Origin of the sequence: Devosia sp. Root635 (assembly GCF_001427605.1) — a bacterium.
Classification (GTDB): Bacteria; Pseudomonadota; Alphaproteobacteria; order Rhizobiales; family Devosiaceae; genus Devosia.
In genome coordinates, this window is record NZ_LMGZ01000011.1 from 33,207 (window position 1) to 52,034 (window position 18,828).

17 protein-coding genes are annotated in these 18,828 nt (G+C 63.4%); 7 read left to right on the forward strand and 10 right to left on the reverse strand.

Annotation, left to right across the window (positions count from 1 at the left end; all coding sequences use genetic code 11):
* Positions 1-8: 8 nt before the first annotated feature.
* The 6 genes from pdhA to aspS all read right to left on the reverse strand — a co-directional run bounded on the left by pdhA (position 9) and on the right by aspS (position 8,106).
* Positions 9-1,028 carry a pyruvate dehydrogenase (acetyl-transferring) E1 component subunit alpha gene (gene pdhA / locus ASD80_RS06490; protein WP_056230611.1) on the reverse strand — a complete coding sequence of 340 codons (1,020 nt, stop codon included), beginning with the start codon at positions 1,026-1,028 and terminating at the stop codon, positions 9-11.
* A gap of 116 nt (positions 1,029-1,144) precedes the next feature.
* On the reverse strand, positions 1,145-1,543 hold the full coding sequence (locus ASD80_RS06495) for an FtsB family cell division protein (RefSeq protein ID WP_056230555.1): 399 nt from the start codon (positions 1,541-1,543) through the stop codon (positions 1,145-1,147).
* Positions 1,544-1,635: 92 nt separating this feature from the next.
* On the reverse strand, positions 1,636-1,926 hold the full coding sequence (locus ASD80_RS06500; protein ID WP_056230557.1) for a Dabb family protein: 291 nt from the start codon (positions 1,924-1,926) through the stop codon (positions 1,636-1,638).
* Positions 1,923-4,208, reverse strand: a complete 2,286-nt coding sequence (locus tag ASD80_RS06505; RefSeq protein ID WP_056230559.1) for an NADP-dependent malic enzyme — start codon at positions 4,206-4,208, stop codon at positions 1,923-1,925. The genes ASD80_RS06500 and ASD80_RS06505 overlap by 4 nt, the downstream gene beginning before the upstream one ends.
* 123 nt (positions 4,209-4,331) lie before the next feature.
* Positions 4,332-5,933, reverse strand: coding sequence for an EAL domain-containing protein (locus ASD80_RS06510; RefSeq protein ID WP_156460361.1), 1,602 nt, complete (start codon positions 5,931-5,933; stop codon positions 4,332-4,334).
* 385 nt (positions 5,934-6,318) lie between these two features.
* Positions 6,319-8,106, reverse strand: coding sequence for an aspartate--tRNA ligase (gene aspS, locus ASD80_RS06515; protein WP_056230564.1), 1,788 nt, complete (start codon positions 8,104-8,106; stop codon positions 6,319-6,321).
* A 200-nt stretch (positions 8,107-8,306) separates the two neighbouring features.
* On the opposite strand from aspS, the gene rnd reads away from it, so the two are divergent.
* The 3 genes from rnd to ASD80_RS06530 are packed head-to-tail and all read left to right on the forward strand — an operon-like array spanning position 8,307 to position 10,190.
* Positions 8,307-9,476, forward strand: a complete 1,170-nt coding sequence (rnd, locus tag ASD80_RS06520; RefSeq protein WP_056230565.1) for a ribonuclease D — start codon at positions 8,307-8,309, stop codon at positions 9,474-9,476.
* Between the two features lie 46 nt (positions 9,477-9,522).
* The gene (locus ASD80_RS06525) at positions 9,523-9,828 is read left to right on the forward strand and encodes a nucleotidyltransferase family protein (RefSeq protein ID WP_056230567.1); all 306 of its coding nucleotides are present in this window, start codon (positions 9,523-9,525) and stop codon (positions 9,826-9,828) included.
* Complete coding sequence (locus ASD80_RS06530) at positions 9,828-10,190, forward strand: DUF86 domain-containing protein (protein WP_056230568.1); 363 nt, start codon at positions 9,828-9,830, stop codon at positions 10,188-10,190. Before ASD80_RS06525 ends, ASD80_RS06530 begins: the two co-directional genes overlap by 1 nt.
* Here ASD80_RS06530 and ASD80_RS06535 read toward each other — a convergent pair.
* From ASD80_RS06535 to ASD80_RS06550, 4 genes are read right to left on the reverse strand one after another with little or no spacing between them, the layout of a single operon-like run.
* Entirely contained in the window at positions 10,162-11,697 is a 1,536-nt protein-coding gene (locus ASD80_RS06535) for a Ppx/GppA phosphatase family protein (protein WP_056230570.1), read from the reverse strand. The two genes, ASD80_RS06530 and ASD80_RS06535, sit on opposite strands and share 29 nt — an antisense overlap.
* Positions 11,694-13,862 carry an RNA degradosome polyphosphate kinase gene (locus ASD80_RS06540; protein ID WP_056230571.1) on the reverse strand — a complete coding sequence of 723 codons (2,169 nt, stop codon included), beginning with the start codon at positions 13,860-13,862 and terminating at the stop codon, positions 11,694-11,696. The genes ASD80_RS06535 and ASD80_RS06540 overlap by 4 nt, the downstream gene beginning before the upstream one ends.
* The gene (locus ASD80_RS06545; RefSeq protein ID WP_156460362.1) at positions 13,855-14,607 is read right to left on the reverse strand and encodes a hypothetical protein; all 753 of its coding nucleotides are present in this window, start codon (positions 14,605-14,607) and stop codon (positions 13,855-13,857) included. The genes ASD80_RS06540 and ASD80_RS06545 overlap by 8 nt, the downstream gene beginning before the upstream one ends.
* On the reverse strand, positions 14,585-15,676 hold the full coding sequence (locus tag ASD80_RS06550) for an AI-2E family transporter (protein ID WP_162247327.1): 1,092 nt from the start codon (positions 15,674-15,676) through the stop codon (positions 14,585-14,587). Before ASD80_RS06550 ends, ASD80_RS06545 begins: the two co-directional genes overlap by 23 nt.
* A gap of 134 nt (positions 15,677-15,810) precedes the next feature.
* Between ASD80_RS06550 and purM the strand changes: the two genes are divergently transcribed.
* The 4 genes from purM to ASD80_RS06570 all read left to right on the forward strand — a co-directional run bounded on the left by purM (position 15,811) and on the right by ASD80_RS06570 (position 18,818).
* Entirely contained in the window at positions 15,811-16,887 is a 1,077-nt protein-coding gene (gene purM / locus ASD80_RS06555) for a phosphoribosylformylglycinamidine cyclo-ligase (protein WP_056230576.1), read from the forward strand.
* Positions 16,888-16,931: 44 nt separating this feature from the next.
* Positions 16,932-17,471: a phosphoribosylglycinamide formyltransferase gene (purN, locus tag ASD80_RS06560; RefSeq protein ID WP_056230614.1), complete on the forward strand. Its 540-nt coding sequence runs from the start codon at positions 16,932-16,934 to the stop codon at positions 17,469-17,471.
* Positions 17,472-17,686: 215 nt separating this feature from the next.
* Complete coding sequence (locus ASD80_RS06565) at positions 17,687-18,577, forward strand: DMT family transporter (protein WP_056230616.1); 891 nt, start codon at positions 17,687-17,689, stop codon at positions 18,575-18,577.
* 46 nt (positions 18,578-18,623) lie between these two features.
* Positions 18,624-18,818: a hypothetical protein gene (locus ASD80_RS06570; RefSeq protein WP_056230577.1), complete on the forward strand. Its 195-nt coding sequence runs from the start codon at positions 18,624-18,626 to the stop codon at positions 18,816-18,818.
* The last annotated feature ends 10 nt before the right edge of the window (positions 18,819-18,828 follow it).

The window sequence follows — 18,828 nt, forward strand, 5'->3', positions numbered from 1 at the left end:
CTATCGCCTCAGGCGCTGATGGTGATATCGGTCCAGAGCTCGGACGCATCCGGCTCCGGGTCGTTGGTGGCGAAGTCGGCGGCCTCGGTGACGATGGCGCGGATATCGTTCTCGATCTTCTTGAGGTCTTCCTCGGTCTGGAAGCCGCCCTCGATCAGTCTTGCCTTGACCTGCTCGATGGCGTCGCGCTCCTGCCGGTACTTGGTCACTTCGTCCTTGGAGCGATACTTCGCCGGGTCGGACATCGAGTGGCCGCGATAGCGATACGTCAGCATTTCGAGGATGAACGGGCCCTTGCCCGAACGGGCATGCTCGATAGCGCGCCTGGCGGCATCATAGACCATGCGCACGTCCATGCCGTCGACCTGCTCGCCCGGAATGTCGAACGAGGCGCCGCGCATGGAAAAATCGGTGGTCGCCGCGGCCCGCTCGATCGAGGTGCCCATGGCATATTTGTTGTTTTCGATAATGAACACGACCGGCAGCTTCCACAGCTTGGCCATGTTGAAGGTCTCGTAGACCTGGCCCTGGTTGGCCGCGCCGTCGCCGAAATAGGCGATCGAGACCGAGCCGTCGCCCTTGTATTTGGCGGCGAAGGCGAGCCCTGCCCCCAGCGAAACCTGGGCGCCGACAATGCCGTTGCCGCCATAGAATTTGTGCTCGTTGCTGAACATGTGCATCGAGCCGCCCTTGCCGCCGCTGAGGCCGCCCTGGCGCCCGGTCAGCTCGGCCATCACGCCCTTGGGGTCGAGCCCCATGACCAGCATGTGGCCGTGGTCGCGATAGCCGGTGATCTGGGCATCCTTGCCCTTTTCGCTGGCCATGGTGATGCCGGTGACCACGGCTTCCTGCCCGATATAAAGGTGGCAGAACCCGCCGATCAGGCCCATGCCATACATCTGGCCGGCCTTTTCCTCGAAACGCCGGATCAGCAGCATTTCGCGATAGGCTTCAAGATCCTGTTCGGCGGTGAATTGGGGTACGTTGGATTGCGTCTTGGCCTTGGTGGCCACAGCCTTACGCGCCATGAGGGAACGCTCCGCATCGAAATGGATTTGCCGCTTGGCCCGATCTGGCCACACTTGCGCATCATAGTGCAAGCAACAGACAGAACGCAATGCTCACGGCGGCGTATGAATTTCAGCTAGAGCGTTGAATCGGCTTGGATAAGCCGGATTAACTCGTCTGTAGCTAATTCTTCGAATTTACCTGAAAGTGGTTTACCTGAATTGGGGTCGACCATGACGATGATATCGTCCGCATTGGCCATGTTCAGCAGGGCCCGCGCCCGCTCGGTGACGATATCGGGGTCCAGCCGCCGCGTATCCATCAGCGTGGCGCGGTGTCGATAGACGTCAATCTCGGCCTGCAGCGCTGCCGACTTGGCCTTGAGCTGGTCGATATCGAGCAGGATTTGCGTCCGGTTCTCGATGCCGAACTGTCCGCTGATGGCGGAATAACCAAGATAGCCTTGGAACCCCAGCAACGCCACGGTCAACGCCAGCGGGCGCCAGAGTGCAGGACGTTTGAGACGGGTGGGCATGGGCTAACCGGAATTGAACGCAGCCACTATGCCTGACAAGGGTTTAACGGGGGGTTTCTTACCTCTCCCTTCGGGGGAGAGGTGAAGAATCCTCAAACCGGCACGTAGTCGATCTCCAGGAACCGCGCCACTTCCGGCATCCAGCGATCCTTCACGAAGGCCACATGATCCGGATGATCGTTATACCGCCCATAGGCCGCCTCATCGACGAATTCCATCGAGAAGCCGAAGGCATAATCGTTCTTCGCACTCACCTGCCGCAGTTGCTCGAACTTTTCCACGCCTGGAATTTTCGCCAGCACCCTGGCGTCGCGCAGGAATGCCCCCTCCTCTACCGATCCCGCCGCATGCCGGAGCGAAAACACCACGGTATGGCGGATCATGCTTCGGCCCCGATGGCTTCGGTGGCGGCAATGGCGGCCATGTTGACGATGCCGCGGCTGGTGGTGGACGGCGCCAGGATATGGGCCGGCGCGCGCGGGCCCATCAGGATAGGGCCAACGGCCAGGGCGTTGTTCATTTCCTTGAGCAGCGTCATCGACAGGTTGGCCGCGTCGAGATTGGGGAAGATCAGCAGGTTTGCTTCGCCGCCCAGCACGCTGTCGGGAATATAGCGTTCGCGCAATTCCTGGTTCAGCGCCAGGTCGCCCTGCATTTCGCCTTCGACGATCAGGTCGGGGGCGATGGCCTTCAGCTTGTTGTAGGCCTCGCGCATCTTGAAGGCGCTGTCGCCGTCGCGCGAGCCGAAATTGGAATAGCTCAGCAGCGCCACCTTGGCCTCGATATTGAAGCGCTTGAGGTGGTTGCGGGCCTGCAGCGCAATACCCACAATCTCGTCGGTGGTCGGATCCTGGTTCACATAGGTATCGGCCAGGAAAAACGCGCCGCGCGGCATGATCAGCATGGAGAGCGCCGAGACGTCCGTCACCCCATCCTGCAGGCCGATGATCGAGCGGATGTCGCGGACATGCTTGATATAGCGGCCCTGCAAGCCGCAGATCATCGCATCGGCTTCGCCGCGCTTCACCGCCAGCGCGCTGATGACGGTGGTATTGGTGCGTACCACCTGGCGGGCCGTATCGGGGGTTACGCCGTCGCGGCCGACCAGCGAGTGGAACAGGCTCACATAGTCGCGGTAGCGCGGATCGTCCTCGGGATTGATGATCTCGAAATCGGTGCCAGGCTTCAGGTTGAGGCCGAAGCGCTCGATGCGGGCCTCGATGACCGAGGGGCGGCCGACCAGGATCGGCCGGGCAATGCGCTCTTCCAGCACCACCTGGGCAGCGCGCAGCACGCGCTCGTCCTCGCCATCGGCAAAGGCGATGCGCTTGTTCTGGCCCTGCGCCCGATCGATGATCGGCTTCATGACGAGGCCCGAGCGGAACACGAAGCGGTTGAGACTGTCCATATAGGCGTCCCAGTCACTGATGGGATTCTTGGCGACGCCCGATTCCATGGCCGCGCGCGCCACGGCCGGCGCAATGCGCAGCATCAGCCGCTGGTCGAACGGGTTGGGAATGATGTGGTCCGGCCCGAACACGGCCGGCGCGCCCGAGGGCGAGACTTCCAGCGCCGGTTCATGCGCCAACTTGGCGATGGCCCGCACCGCCGCCAGCTTCATCTCTTCATTGATCGTGGTGGCGCCGACGTCGAGCGCGCCGCGGAAGATGAAGGGAAAGCACAGGACGTTGTTGACCTGGTTGGGATAGTCCGAGCGCCCGGTGCAGACCATGGCGTCGGACCGGGTTTCCTTGGCCAGTTCCGGGGTGATTTCCGGGTTGGGGTTGGCCAGGGCCAGGACCAGCGGCTTGGGCGCCATCCTGGCCAGCATTTCCGGCTTCAGCGCGCCCGCAGCCGAAAGCCCGAGGAAAATATCGGCGCCCTCGATCACCTCGGCCAGCGTCGTCGCGTCACTGGTGCGGCGGAACTGGCCGCGCCACTTGTCGTTGACGTCGTTGCGCTTATGGGTAACCAGGCCATCCTTGTCGGCGACCCAGATATTCTCGTATTTGGCGCCCAGCGCCACCAGCACGTTGAGACAGGCAATAGCCGCCGCCCCTGCCCCCGAGGCGCAGATCTTGACGTCCTCGATCTTCTTGCCCTTGAGTTCCAGTCCGTTGAGCACCGCTGCACCGACGATGATGGCCGTGCCATGCTGGTCATCGTGGAACACCGGGATCGGCATGCGCTCGCGCAGCGTCTCTTCGATCTCGAAACAGTCCGGGGCCTTGATATCCTCTAGATTGATCCCACCAAAGGTCGGCCACAGCGGCGCCACCGCATCGATGAACTTTTTCGGATCGAGCTCGTCGATTTCGAGATCGAACACGTCGATGCCGGCGAATTTCTTGAACAGGACCGCCTTGCCTTCCATCACCGGCTTGCTGGCCAGCGCGCCGATATTGCCCAGGCCGAGCACGGCCGTACCGTTGGAGATGACCGCGACAAGGTTTTGTCGCGACGTGTATTTGGCGACCGCCTCCGGATGCTCGGCGATTTCCTCGCAGGGCGCCGCGACGCCGGGGGAATAGGCCAGCGCCAGGTCGCGCTGGTTTCCCAGCGGCTTGGTCGGCTGGATTTCGAGCTTGCCGGGCTTGGGGAACTCGTGGAAGTGCAGCGCGGCTTCGCGCAGGGCTTTCCGCTGTTCAGTCAAATCGGTCGTCACGCAGTCCTCCTCGCCCGCATCGTGTGGCGGCGGGCATAGTATGGGACTGCTTGGTGCCACCAATCGCCGCCGATGAAAAGGGACTAAGTCCGGGGAGCGCTGCAACTAAAGTCGAAAATGCCGTCACGCCGCGCTGGCAACGATGCTCTCGATGCGGCTGCGTGGCGCCGCCGTGGCGTGCAACGCAGTCGCCAGTTCGCGGAAGGCGCCGATCTTGAGCGCCGGCGCAAAGATGTAGCCCTGGGCCTGTATGACACCACGCGCCCGCAGATACAGCGCCTGTTCCTCGGTCTCGACGCCTTCGGCGACGATCTCGCAATCGAGGTCCTTGGCCATGGCGATCAGTCCGTCGAGCACCGGAACCTGGGTGGTGCCGGGCTTGACCATGTCGACGAAGATGCGGTCGATCTTGATGATGTCGATGCCCAGCGTGCCGAGATAGGCCAGGTTGGAATGACCAGTGCCGGCATCGTCCATGGCGAGCTTGGTGCCCAAGGCATGCAGCCCGGCGATGACGCTGTTGGCCACGGCCGAATTGGCCAGCGGGTGGCGCTCGGTAATCTCGAACACCAGCTGCCGGAAGTTGATCGGCGAATTGCCGAAAATGGCCTGCACGTCCTCGACGATGCTGTCGTCGCGGAAATGGCCCTCGAACAGGTTGATGGAGATTTTCAGGTCCGGCATCATCTGGCTGAGATCGCTCAGGTCGAACTTGACCTGCTGCATCAGCGACAGGGTCATGGGAATGGCCAGCCCGGTGACTTCGGCATAGTCGATGAAGGCGCCCGGCGGTACCACCTGCCCGTTCTTCTTTTCCCAGCGGCACAGCACTTCGCAGCCCATTAGCTCGCCGGTGCGCAGGTTGATGACCGGCTGGTAATAGGGCTTGATCTCGCCGCGCGCGATGGCGCGCTCGAGGTCGAATGCCGGCACGCGCGAACGCCGCACATAGCCCAGTGACAGCAGCAGCACGATGGCGCTCATAATGCAGGCAATGGCGGTGAACGCCATGTCGAGGTCGGCATAGGTGGCGCGCGCCATGACGAAGGGAATGGCATATTCGACCTTGAGCGGCAGCTCGCCGGCAAAGCCCTGGGCATAGATGAACTCGGCGCTCGATGCGCGCCGGTCGAAGGCATTGGCATCGCCTACCGTCAGGATCGGCGTCCCGTTGGTCAGCAGCACGCGCATCATGGCGGCGCTGGCCAGTCCCTGCGCCAGCCCGTCCGCGGTTTGCCCCATCAGCGGCACGAAGGCCGAGACGCGCCGCGTCTGGCCGAAAGTCTGGGTGATCTTGAGCGCCGGCATGGCCAGGTCGCCGAACTGGACCAGGGTGATGGTTTCCGTATGGCCCGGAATCGGCAGGCTTTCCGACAGCGGCGAGAAGGCCACCGTACGGCCGAAAGCGTCGCAATATTGCACGCCGTCGGAATTCTCGACCAGCACCTGCTTCATATTGAGACTGGATTCGAGTTCGCGCTGCACATTGGCGACGAAGGTCGGCGTGCAGAGCGACGGGCTCTCTGCCAGGATACGCCGCAACGAGGAAATCGCGTCGTTTACGCCGATTTCAATTTGTGAGGAAACGCCGCTAACGTATTCCTGCGTACTGATCTTCTCTCGAACGCGGACATAGCTGTCCAGCAGATAATCCACCGCGACGATGGGTACGAACGCCAGCAGCGCACCCATCAGCGTCAGGATATGAGAGTATTTGGACTTCAAGATTCGAATCCGAAAACACCAGTCGACACCAATCGGTACCAACCAGCCTTTAACGGATCATTAACGCTGATTAACCGATTGCAAATGGCTTGATCGACGGGGCTGCCTCGCCCACCGGCGCTTCCCGCGGCCTTCCGCGATTTTCAGCGGAAGCGGCTATCGATGACGAAAGCTGGTTTTGGCAGTCGTCTCCCTCCCCCTTGCGGGGAGGGATCAAGGGTGGGGGGATGTTTAGCCCCGATATCCGGGCTAAACGACACCCCCTCCCAACCTCCCCCGTCAAGGGGGAGGAGCCGCGCGGCGGACGTGGCGAGGTCGTGCCAGCCCATATGCGAGAACCCTCCCTGCAAGGGGGAGGGAGAGCCGAATGAGGACTTGGCAACGCCTACTGCACGTTCAGCCTGATGCTCAGCTCGCGCAACTGCTTGGCCGATGCCTGGCTCGGCGCGCCCATCAGCAGGTCTTCGGCCTGCTGGTTCATCGGGAAGGCCGTGATTTCGCGCAGGTTCTGCACGCCGCACAGCAGCATGACGATACGGTCCACGCCAAAGGCCGCGCCACCATGCGGCGGAGCGCCATACTGGAAGGCCCGGTAGAGCCCGCCAAACTGCTCCTCGACCTCGTCGCGGCTCTTGCCGGTCAGTTCAAACGCCTTGACCATGGTTTCGGGCAACTGGTTACGGATCGACCCGGAGGCGATTTCGTAGCCATTGCAGACCGCATCATACTGATACGCCTTGATGGTCAGCGGGTCCTGGCTGTTGAGCGCGTCGATGCCGCCCTGCGGCATCGAGAAGGGGTTATGCGCGAAGTCCACGCGCTTTTCTTCCTCGCTCCACTCGTAGAACGGGAAGTCGACGATCCAGCACAGCGCGAACTGCTCGGTATCGATGACGCCGAGGTCGGTGCCCGCCTTGGTGCGGGCATCGCCGGCAAAGCGGTAGAACTTCTCCGGCCGCCCGCAGACGAAGAACACGGCATCGCCGTCTTCAAGCCCAAGCTGCGCCTTGAGCGCCGCCGTGCGTTCCTCGCCGATATTCTTGGCGATGGGACCGGAGCCCTGCCCGTCCTTGAAGAAGATGTAGCCCAGGCCCGGCTGGCCTTCGCCCTGCGCCCAGGCGTTCATGCGATCGCAGAATGCCCTGCCGATCGGTTCGGCCCCGGCCTTGTTCTTGGCCGGAATGGCCCAGACTTCCACCTTGGGATCGACCTCGATCTGCCCGGCAAACACCTTGAAGCCGGAACCGGCAAAATGCTCGGTCACCGCCTGCATTTCGATCGGATTGCGCAGGTCCGGCTTGTCGGAGCCATATTTGCGGATCGCCGTGTCATAGGGAATGCGCGGCCAGTCTTTCGTAACCCGCTTGCCCTCGGCAAACTGCTCGAAAATGGACCTGATCACCGGCTGCGTGGTGTCCCACACGTCTTCCTGCGTCACAAAACTCATTTCCAGGTCGAGCTGGTAGAATTCGCCCGGCAGGCGGTCGGCACGCGGGTCTTCGTCGCGGAAGCACGGCGCAATCTGGAAATAGCGGTCGAAGCCAGCCACCATCAGCAATTGCTTATACTGCTGCGGCGCCTGCGGCAGCGCGAAGAACTTGCCGGGATGAATACGGGACGGCACCAGAAAATCGCGCGCCCCTTCCGGCGACGACGCCGTCAGGATCGGTGTCGAATATTCGGCAAAGCCCTGCTCGGCCATCCCGGCTCGCATCGCCGCGATCACCTTGGTCCGCTTGACCAGGTTGGCATGCAGCTTCTCGCGGCGCAGGTCGAGGAAGCGGTAACGCAGACGGATGTCCTCGGGATATTCAGCATCGCCGAACACCGGCAGCGGCAATTCCTTGGCCGCCGACAGCACTTCGATCTCGCGGATGAACACTTCAATCGTGCCGGTCGGCAGGTTGGGGTTCACCGCCGCGGCGTCGCGCAGCTTCACCTCGCCATCGATACGGATCACCCATTCCGAGCGCACCTTTTCCGCGGCGGCGAAAGCGGGAGAATCAGGGTCGATGACGGCCTGGGTCACGCCATAGTGGTCGCGCAGGTCGATAAACAGCAGGCCGCCATGGTCGCGGATGCGATGTACCCAGCCGCTGAGGCGAACGGTCTGGCCGGCTTCCTTGGCAGTGAGGGCCCCGCAAGTATGCGAGCGGTAGCGATGTGTGGTCATGTCGGAACTCTGGGAAAAGGCCGGAATCTTGGGCGGGAAAAGCGCATGGGAGTCCCCGCTTGTCAAGTTTCACCGGCATTGGCCAGGCCGCCGCGGGGCGGTGCGCGCTAACCCTGCCGGAACACTCAACAAATCCGGTATGGAGTGGACCTGCTGCACCTGCTAGGAAGAATATTGACGAATTTGAGACGGACGCCGGTATGGACCTGATAGTTTCCACAGATGTGCTCGCCGCTTTTTGCGAGCGCGCTGGCAAGTTTGATTTTGTGACGGTGGATACCGAATTCCTGCGCGAAACGACCTATTGGCCGAAGCTCTGCCTGATTCAGGCCGCGACCGACGATGAAGCCGTGCTCATCGACCCGCTGGCGCCGGACCTGGATTTGTCGAGCTTCTTCGAGCTGCTGGCCAATCCCAGCATCACCAAAGTCTTCCACGCCGCCAGGCAGGATATCGAGATTTTCGTCAAGCTGACCGGCAAGGTGCCGGTCAATATCTTCGATACCCAGATCGCCGCCAGCGTCTGCGGCTTCGGCGACAGCGTGTCCTACGACAATCTGGTGCGCTCGATCACCAATGTCGAACTCGACAAATCCTCCCGCTTTACCGATTGGTCGGCCCGGCCCCTCAGCGAGAAGCAGCGCCTCTATGCCGTGGCCGACGTCACCCATCTGCGCGACATTTATCGCGAATTGCGCAAGCAGGTGGATGCCACCAAGCGCTGGGACTGGGTCGAGGACGAACTGGGCGTGCTGCGCAGCATCGATACCTATGTCATCCAGCCCGAGCAGGCCTGGGAACGGCTCAAGATGAAGATCAACCGTCCGCGTGATCTGGCGGCCCTCAAGAAACTCGCCGCCTGGCGAGAAAAACGCGCCCAGGACAGTGACCAGCCGCGTAGCCGCGTGCTCAAGGACGATGTGCTGTTCGAGCTGGCCATGCAGCGCCCACTGACGGCAGACGCTTTCGAAAAGCTCCGCGCCGTGCCACGCGGCTTCGGTCGCAGCTCGGCCGCATCAGAGATCATGGCGCTCCTCAAGGACGTCGAGGCGCTCACCAAGGCCGAATTGCCGGCTATGCCCGAACGCTATCGCGGCCCCTCGCCCAAGGGCGCCGTAGGCGATCTCATCCGCGTGCTGCTCAAATCCGTCGCCGAGCAACACGGCGTCGCCGCCCGCATCCTGGCCACATCAGACGATATCGACGCCCTGGTGCTTGACGACGATGCCGATGTCCCCGCCCTCAAGGGCTGGCGCCGCAAACTCTTCGGCGACAAGGCCCTGGATATCAAGCACGGCCGCATCGGCCTGGTCGCCACCCGCAAGGGCGTACTGGAATTCGCCGTCAAGGACGCGACGCCGGCGGAGTAGTCGGGCGGCAATTGGCACTGTCACACGCCGATGCTATATTTCAGGCATGCGTGACATCGGACGTGAAGAACTGCTGCAAGAACTGGCCGCACTCCAACCCGCGCTCGAACAGGATGGAGTACGACACCTCATGCTGTTTGGCTCACGTGCACGCCGGGACAATCGGCCGGACAGCGACGTGGATATTTTGATTGAAGTCGATCGGACTCGGAAGTTCTCCTTGCTCGATGCGGCGGGTGTCTATGGGCGCATCTTTGACGCCGTGGGCCTGGAATCCAGTGTCGTGATCAGGGACGACGCACCGGAAGACTTTATTCAGCGCGTCCTCGACGACGCGGTGCCGGTCTTCTGATGCCGGTTTCTGTCCGCGAGCGCCTGGACCACATCAGTCAGGCAATTGCCGAAATCCGCACCATCCTGGACGGCCGGACTGTCGAGGACATAAAGACCAATCGCGTACTTCGGCTGGCGTTCGAACGCCTGCTTGAAATCATAAGTGAAGCGTCAAGGTATGTGCCAAACGATCTTCGCGAGAAGTACGGGCAACAGATACCCTGGCAGCAAGTCGCCGATATTGGGAACCTGGTACGGCATGTCTATCATCGCACCAGCACTCAGGCGCTGTGGGACATTTATCAGAATGATCTCGATCTCCTCGAAGCCGCGATAGACGCGATGCTCGCCGCTACCCCACCCGCACCGCCGAAGTCTTGAACCCCGCCACGCCGGCAAATTGGTCCAGCCTTCCCTGCAGATGCTCTCCATCCAGAAACGCCAGGTCGCGCGGCAGGATCAGGGACAGCTTGTTGCCCGCCACCTCGAAGCGGATGCGTGGCAGGATGCCGGGCATGGCCGCGGTCATCGGGTATGCCACGCGGAACAGTGCCCCGATCAGCCTGGCGCGCGCCGTCAGCTCGGCCGTTCCCAGCCCCGCCAGGGGTGCCGCCGCCTTGCTCTTGAGTCCGTCGTAGCGCACCGCCATGACCTGGGCGAGAAACGAGCGGCCAGGATGATCCACGCCCGTCAGCGAGCCATAGGCCACCGCATCGACGCTTTGCGGCCCGCGATAGTCCGGATGCGAGCGCCAACCTATATCGGCCAGCAGGCAGGCCACGATGCGCAACCGCTGCTGTTCCCGTGTCTCTGCCGTGCTCGAGACATCGAGGAATTGCCCGGTGAACTCGACCAGGTCGCTGGCATGGGCCGGCGAGCGCGAGCGCAGTACCGACAGTTCCTCGGCGCCCTGGATCAGCGGGTCGATGGCCCGTTCGCGCTTGTCGAGCATGCCGTAGAGATAGCCCTCGCGTACGCCGAGGGCGGAAAACACCACATTGGCGAACTGGCCGGCCTTGAGCACTTCGGCCAGCACGGCGGCGCCGAAAGGCACCAGCTCGCGGCGCGACGAGCTGACATGCTCGGCGCCCCTATAGGCCTTGAGCGAAGCGGCGCCGGTGATCTCCTGGCAGAACGCAATCATGTCGTCGGCCGGCACGACATAGTTCTGCACCATATGCAGCGGATAGCCACGCGCGATCTGGTGGAGCTTGGCCAGCGAGCGCCAGGTGCCGCCGATGGCGGCGAAGGACGCGCCCTTGGCAGCTCCAGGGAGTGCCGATTTCTGCAGCCGTTCGCGCACGATGCCCGCGGCCTGGGCCGGCGAGCCGCCGCTATCGTCCTGCAGGCGGATGACGCCCAGCTCGAAGGATGCCCCGTCGGTATCGCTGCCGTCGGTTATGCGCGACAATTCGAGGCTGCCGCCGCCCAGGTCGCCGACGATCCCGGAAAAGCCCGGAATGCCGGCCACCGCGCCGAGGGCGGCATAATGGGCCTCCTGCTCGCCGCTCAGCACCTGGACCTTGCTGTCCATCAGCGCCTCGACGGCGTCGACGAAGTCCTGCCGATTGGCGGCGTCGCGCACGGCCGAAGTGGCCAACACATGCACCTTGCCGACGCGCATCATGCGCGCCACGAGGTCAAAGCGCTGGATCGCCCCCAGCGCCTGCTTCATGTTGGCTTCGGCCAGCCGGCCGGTCTGGCCGACCCCGCGCCCCAGCGCGCAGGCCGATTTTTCGTTGTAGAGCGGCGTCAGCGCGCGGGCATGGCGCTCATAGACCACCAGGCGCACCGAATTGGACCCGATATCGAGCACGGCCACGGGCTTGGCGCCCTTGATGCGGCCCTGTGCTGTCGGATCGGCATCGACGCCCCAGAATTGATTCAAGCCAGGCCCTCTTCACCTTCACCGCTGGCGCTGCCGCGTCCAGACAGCGACGGATTGGTCATGAAGTAGTCATGCGCATTGAAGGGTTCTTCTCCTTCGGCAATGCGCACGCGATGCGAGCTGCCGTCCGGCAGCACTTCCCAGCTCTGCCGGTTGTCTCTGAGATAGGCAACCAGAATCCGGTCGAGGATTTGCTTATGCACGGTCTTGTTGAGGATCGGCACCATCACTTCCACGCGCCCATCCAGGTTCCGTCCCATCAGGTCGGCCGAGGAAATGTAGACCTTGGCGCGTGGGCTCGGCATGGTTTCGCCGTTGCCGAAACAGTAGATGCGGCTGTGTTCGAGGAACCGCCCGACCACCGATTTCACCCTGATATTGTCGGAAAATCCGGGGATGCCCGGCCGCAGGCAGCAGATGCCGCGCACGATGAGATCCACCTTCACCCCGGCTTGGCTGGCGTCGTAGAGCGCGTCGATGATTTCGGGATCCACCAGCGAATTCATCTTGAGCAGGATGCTGGCCGCCTGGCCGCTGCGGGCGAATTCAATTTCCCTGGCGATATTGTCGACCAGCGTCTGCCGCAGGTTGACCGGCGATACGGCGATGGTTTCAAGCTCGGTCGGCCTTGCATAGCCGGTGATGAAGTTGAACACCCGCGCCACGTCGCGGGTGATCGCCGGGTCGATGGTGAAGTAGCTGAGGTCGGTATAGATCTTGGCGGTGATCGGGTGGTAGTTGCCCGTCCCGATATGGCAATAGCTCACCAGCTTGCCCTTTTCGCGGCGCACCACCTGGCTCAGCTTGGCATGGGTCTTCAGCTCGATGAAGCCGAACACCACCTGCGCGCCCGCCCGTTCCAGGTCGCGCGCCCAGCGGATATTGGCCTCCTCGTCGAAGCGGGCCTTGAGTTCCACCAGGCACGTCACCGACTTGCCGGCTTCTGCCGCCAGCACCAGTGCCTTGATGATCGGGCTGTCGGCCGAGGTGCGGTAGAGCGTCTGCTTGATGGCGACCACGTCCGGGTCGCGCGCCGCCTGCATCAGGAACTGCGCCACCACGTCGAAGCTCTCGAACGGATGATGCACCAGGATGTCCTTGGCCCGGATGGCGGCGAAGCTGTCGCCGCTATAGTCGCGGATGCGTTCGGGGAAACGGGCGTGATAGGGCACGAACTTGAGGTCCGGGCGGTCCACGTCGCAGACCTTGCGCGCATCGGCCAGGCCCAGGAACCCCTGTACCTCGAACACTTCGGCTTCCTTGACGCCGATCTGCTCGCCGATCTGGCGCTTCAGCGCGCGCGGCATCGAGCTTTCGATTTCGAGCCGGATCACCTGCCCGCGCCGGCGCTGGCGCAGGGCGGTCTCGAATTCCACCACCAGGTCGGCGGCCTCGTCGTCGATTTCGATTTCGCTGTCGCGGATCACCCGGAAGGCGCCCGAGCCCACCACTTCATGGCCGGGGAACATTTTGTGGAAGAACAACTTGACCAGCGTGTCGATGGTCACGACCTCGCTGCGCCCCTCCGAAACCAGCCCGGTCGGCAGGTTGATGAAGCGATCGAGATTGCCGGGAATGCGGACCAGCGCGGTCAGTGGCAGGTCATTGTCGGGGCGCTTCAGCTCGAAGGCCAGCGCCAGCCCCAGATTGGGGATGAACGGAAACGGATGCGCCGGATCGACGGCGATCGGCGTCAGCACCGGGAAGATTTCCTCGCGGAACAGCTTTTGCAGGTAGTTCACCTGATCCGGCGTCAGGTCGTCGGCCTCGTGGATCACCACATTCTGCGCGAACAGTTCCTCGCGCAGGCTCTGCCAATGATCCTGCTGCTCCAGTTGCAGATGCTGGGCGAGCGTCGCGATCTCTTCCATCTGCTCGGCCGGGGTCAGCCCGTCGGCGCTCTGCTTGGAGAGCCCTGCCCGCAGCTGCCCCTTGAGACCGGCGACGCGGACCATGTAGAATTCGTCGAGGTTGTTGGCCGAGATGGAGACGAAGCGCAGCCGCTCCAGCAGCGGGTGATTGACGTTGCCCGCCTCCTCCAGCACCCGCATGTTGAATTGCAGCCAGCTCACCTCGCGATTGACGAAGCGCGCCGGGCTCTTGCGCAGCGCCTCGATATCGGGGACCGAGGCTTCGGTATCGGCGAACTCGCTCAGCTCATTCATCGTCTTTTGTGTCCCAGTCCTGTTCTTGTCCAGTTTCCTGGCTCGCGCCGCCGCCCGCTACCCGGCGGCGGTCGAGCGCATCGGCGGCGATGCTGCGGGTAATGGCCGTGCCCTTGGCCAGCGCCAGCCGGTCCATGAGGTCGGCGAGAATCACGACTTCCTCGGCGGAGCGCTCCATGCGCGCCACCAGATAGGAGATGATTCTGGGATCGACCTTGACCTGGCGATCCCCGAACAGTTTCACGAACATCTGTGACAATTGGATGTCGTCCGTCAGTTCCAGCACGTAGGCGGTTGCCCGCCGGGCCCGCGAGCGCACATCATCGGTCGCCAGCGGCCAGTTCGCAACGTCTTCCCGCGCCGTGAGCAATATCGGCCGCTGTTCGCGCATCGATTGGTTGAGCAGATGGAACAGGCCGGCCTCGTCATAGTTCAGCCTGTCCACATCCTCGACGATGACGGGCACGACGCCCCCTTCGGTCGCCAGCGCTTCCAGGTCGGCTGTTCCGGCATAGCGGGCGCCGCTCCGGTCGGCAAAAATGCGCGCCAGGTGCGACTTGCCCGATTTGGCCGGTCCGATCAGCAGCGTCACCGGGTCGGGCCAGTGCGGAAAGGCCATGATGCGGCCATGCGCCAGCGCATTGCCTTCGCCCACCAGGAAGTCAGCTTCGCCCTGGGCCGCCGTATGGCCCAGGTCGAGCGTCAATTGCCCCCTGGGCGCGTCAGGGCTGGCTGGGAGTGCCATCGGGGCCACCGTTCTGCCCGAGATAGAGGGTGCTGGCCTTGTACTTGGCGACGCCATAGCGCACCAGCACGCCGACAATGGCGGCCAGCGGCACCGCCAGCAGCAGGCCGACAAAGCCGAACAGCGCGCCAAAGGCCAGCAAGGCGAACATCAGCCAGACCGGGTTGATGTTGATCGAGCCGCCGACCAGCTTGGGATAGAGGATATTGCCCTCGATGAACTGCCAGCCCAGGAAAATGGCGCAGACGCCGACCACCATCCAGTAATTGGGCCAGAACTGCACGATGGCGATGCCCACCGACAGGGCGAAGCCGATGGCGAAGCCGACGAACGGAATAAAGCTGAGTAGCCCGCCGATCAGCCCGACGGCAAGCCCGAAATTGAGCCCGATCAGGCTGAGTGCCGTGGCGTAGTAGGCCGCGTCGATCAGCAGCACGCCGCCCTGACCCCGGATAACGCCGGCCATGGACTTGTCGATATCGCCGAGGATCTGGTTGATCTCGGGGCGATGCTCCCGTGGCAGCAGTCCCTGCAGGCCACGCACCATGCCCTCCCAGTCGAGCAGCAGGTAGAAGGCCACCACCGGCGTCAGCAGGGTGAAGCCGATGACGCCGGCGCTGGTGTAGCCGATATTGACCAGTTCGGCCGGAATGGTGGCGATGAAGCCGAGCGCCTGCCGGGCCATTTCGTTGATGCTGGCCTGCAATTGCGCGGCGCGCTGCGGCCCCAGCCATTCGTTGATTTCCGGCGACCATTTGGTGATCAGCGCCTGCAGGTCGCTGACATAGCCGGGCAGCCGTTGAATCAGCCCGATGATCTGCTGGCCGATCAGCGGCACGAACATGAAGAACAGGCTGACGACGATGGTGATGACGCTGAGCAGCACCACGGCCGTTGCCCAGCCGCGGCTGAACCGCCACTTCTGCAATTGGTTGACCAGCGGGTTGAGCAGATAGGCCAGCGCCGCCCCGACCACGAAGGGCAGCAGAATGCCCCGGAACAGCCACAGCAGCAGCACCAGTACCACCAGGAAGGTGATCCAGATCAGCACTTGATTTCGGAGTGTCATGGCGCCGGGCAGCCCTTGCGTCGGGGTGGTGGAGAAGCTATCAGGCCGTCTAGCTTCCGGCTCCGGGCTTGGCAACCGCCTTGGTCTTCCGGTAACGGCTTTGCGCACGCTTTCCCCACACGGTCCCGAGGCCAATGTCCGATCCGCAAAACCTGACATCAAACGGTCTTTCATACAAGCAGGCCGGCGTCGACATCGATGCCGGCAATGCGCTGGTGGAAGCCATCAAGCCCGCCGTACGCTCCACCCGCCGCCCCGGCGCCGATGGTGAAATCGGCGGCTTCGGCGGCCTGTTCGACCTCAAGGCGGCCGGGTTCACCGATCCGGTGCTCGTCGCCGCCAATGACGGCGTCGGCACCAAGCTCAAGATCGCCATCGATACCGGCAATCACGGCACCATCGGCCAGGACCTGGTGGCCATGTGCGTCAACGACATCATCGTGCAGGGCGCCGAACCGCTGTTCTTTCTCGACTATTTCGCCACCGGCAAGCTCGACGTCGAACAGGGCACGGCCATCGTCACCGGCATTGCCGAAGGTTGCCGCATTGCCGGCTGCGCCCTCATTGGCGGTGAAACCGCCGAAATGCCCGGGATGTATCATGGCAATGACTACGATCTGGCCGGCTTTGCCGTCGGCGCCGCTGAGCGCGGCACCCTGCTGCCCCGCCCCGACATTGCCGAGGGCGACACCCTGGTCGCCATCGCCTCCTCGGGCGTTCATTCCAACGGCTATTCGCTGGTCCGCAAAATCGTCGAACTGTCCGGCATCGACTGGTACATGGACGCGCCCTTCGCGCCCGGCCAGTCGCTGTCCGAAGCCCTGCTCACCCCCACCCGCATCTATGTGAAGCCGCTCCTCGCCGCCCTCAAGGCCGGCATCGGCATCAAGGCGCTGGCCCATATCACTGGCGGCGGCTTCATCGACAACATTCCGCGGGTGCTGCCCGATCACCTCGCCGCCCATGTCGATCTCAACGCCGTCACGGTTCCGAAGGTCTTCGGGTGGCTCAGCCATGTCGGCGGTATGAACGAACGCGAAATGCTGCGCACCTTCAATTGCGGCGTCGGTATGCTGGTCGCCGTGGCGCCCGACGACGCCGAAAAGCTGGTCGATCACCTCAATGCCGCTGGCGAAACCGCCGCCATCGTCGGCAAGCTCACCGCCCGCACCGGCGAGCCGGTCACCTTCGATGGCAGTTTGGCGCTGTGAGCAGGAAGCGCGTCGGCATCCTGATTTCGGGCCGCGGCTCGAACATGTCGGCGTTGATCGCGGCTGCCAAGGCGCCGGATTACCCTGCCGAAATCGTCGGCGTGCTCTCCAACCGCGCCGCCGCGCCGGGCCTCGCCATTGCCGCTGCCGAGGGCATCGCCACCGCCTCGCTGGCGCAGAGCAGGTTCCCCAGCCGCGACATGTTCGAGGATGTCATGACCCAGATGCTGGAAAGCTGGGACGTCGACATCGTCTGCCTCGCCGGCTTCATGCGCATCCTGGGCGAGGATTTCGCGACCCGGTGGGAAGGCCGGATGATTAACATCCACCCCTCCCTGCTGCCGCTTTACAAGGGGCTCGATACGCACGAACGGGCGCTGGCCGATGGCGCAACAGTTCATGGCTGCACCGTCCATTTCGTCACATCAGGCCTCGACGAGGGCGCTCCGATCCTTCAGGCGGAAGTCCCCGTTCTGCCGAACGATACGCCGGACACGCTGGCTGCCCGCGTGTTGGTCGAGGAACACCGGATTTATCCGCAGGCGCTGAGGTTGCTGGCCGAGGGCAAAGTCACCGCGATCTGAAGCCCCCCACCCACCGCGCGTCACCCTCGGGCTCGACCCGAGGGCACTTCACTTATCGAACGCTCCAAGTGCAACGCCCTCGGGCCAGGCCCGAGGGTGACGATCCAGTTTTGGCCGAATACCAGTCCATCACCGAATTTGATCGCCCCCATCGTCAAAATCGGTTCGACGCGACTCTGCGCTTCCACTACAAGGCGGACAAACGGAGAACATTCATGCCCCTGCGCTATTGGCTGCTCATCATACTGCTCGGCGCCGTCTGGGGCTGTTCCTTCCTGTTCAACGCCATCCTGATCCGCGAGATCAGCCCGCTCTGGGTCTCGGCCGGCCGCGTCACCATCGGCGCCGCCATCTGCTGGGTCTATTTCCTCGCCATGCGCAAGACCCTGCCCAATGACTGGCGCATCTATGCCCAGTTGCTGGTGCTCGGCATCCTCAACTATGCCATCCCTTTTTCGCTCTTTCCCTTTGCCGAGCAGACCGTCGCCAGTTCCATCGTCGGCGTCATCAACGGCCTCACCCCCATGAGCACCGTCATCGTCTCCCAGCTCTGGCGCGGCGGCGAAAAGGCCACCTGGAACAAGGTGGTCGGCGTCATCATCGGCTTTGTCGGCGCCTTCATCCTGGCCTTGCCCTCGCTCGGTGCCGGGGCCGCGGCCCAGGTGCTGGGGCTGCTCGCCGCTATGGGCGCCACGCTCTGCTACGCGCTGACGCTGAACTATGCCCGCCGCTTCAAGGATATCGACTCGGCCGCGGTCGCCACCTGCTCGCTGACCGCAGCGGCCCTGTTCTCCGTCCCGATCGCCCTGTTCGCCAGCGGCGTGCCGGTCATCACCCGCATCGAGACCTGGGGCGCGCTGTTCGGCATCGCCGCCTTCTCGACCAGCTTCAGCTTCCTCCTGGTCTACTGGCTGCTGCCGCGTGTGGGGGCCACCAATATCTCGCTCAACACCTTCATCACCCCGATTTCGGCGATCCTGCTGGGCGTGCTGGTGCTGCATGAGCGCTTCGAGGCGGCCCATGTCGCCGGTATCGTGGTGATCTTCATCGGCCTGATCTTCATGGACGGACGGCTGGTCAGGCGCCGGGCGCCCGCCGCGGCCTGACGGAACCGGGCGCCGGCCCATCTCGTTGCTGGTTCAGGAGTGTTCCATGAACCAGCCCAGACCCGATATCGATCCCAAGGCGCCCGACGAAATCGTGCCGCAACCCGAGCCGCCCCAGCCGCAACCGGTCGATCCGGTGCCGCCCGGCCCGCGCGAACTGCCGGTCACCCCGCCGATAGAGGATCCCACGCCCATCAATCCCGAGCTTCCGCCGGAGCCGGGCAACGATCCCAATCCCTGAACCAGCAGGT

Bases quoted from the DNA above. Each gene is read 5' to 3' on its own strand.
- ASD80_RS06565 (WP_056230616.1), top strand. From the start codon at position 17,687: ATGCCCCTGCGCTATTGGCTGCTCATCATACTGCTCGGCGCCGTCTGG.
- purN (WP_056230614.1), top strand. From the start codon at position 16,932: ATGTCGGCGTTGATCGCGGCTGCCAAGGCGCCGGATTACCCTGCCGAA.
- purM (WP_056230576.1), top strand. From the start codon at position 15,811: ATGTCCGATCCGCAAAACCTGACATCAAACGGTCTTTCATACAAGCAG.
- ASD80_RS06530 (WP_056230568.1), top strand. From the start codon at position 9,828: ATGCCGGTTTCTGTCCGCGAGCGCCTGGACCACATCAGTCAGGCAATT.
- ASD80_RS06500 (WP_056230557.1), bottom strand. From the start codon at position 1,926: ATGATCCGCCATACCGTGGTGTTTTCGCTCCGGCATGCGGCGGGATCG.
- ASD80_RS06540 (WP_056230571.1), bottom strand. From the start codon at position 13,862: ATGAATGAGCTGAGCGAGTTCGCCGATACCGAAGCCTCGGTCCCCGAT.
- ASD80_RS06550 (WP_162247327.1), bottom strand. From the start codon at position 15,676: ATGACACTCCGAAATCAAGTGCTGATCTGGATCACCTTCCTGGTGGTA.
- rnd (WP_056230565.1), top strand. From the start codon at position 8,307: ATGGACCTGATAGTTTCCACAGATGTGCTCGCCGCTTTTTGCGAGCGC.
- aspS (WP_056230564.1), bottom strand. From the start codon at position 8,106: ATGACCACACATCGCTACCGCTCGCATACTTGCGGGGCCCTCACTGCC.
- pdhA (WP_056230611.1), bottom strand. From the start codon at position 1,028: ATGGCGCGTAAGGCTGTGGCCACCAAGGCCAAGACGCAATCCAACGTA.
- ASD80_RS06545 (WP_156460362.1), bottom strand. From the start codon at position 14,607: ATGGCACTCCCAGCCAGCCCTGACGCGCCCAGGGGGCAATTGACGCTC.
- ASD80_RS06525 (WP_056230567.1), top strand. From the start codon at position 9,523: ATGCGTGACATCGGACGTGAAGAACTGCTGCAAGAACTGGCCGCACTC.
- ASD80_RS06495 (WP_056230555.1), bottom strand. From the start codon at position 1,543: ATGCCCACCCGTCTCAAACGTCCTGCACTCTGGCGCCCGCTGGCGTTG.
- ASD80_RS06570 (WP_056230577.1), top strand. From the start codon at position 18,624: ATGAACCAGCCCAGACCCGATATCGATCCCAAGGCGCCCGACGAAATC.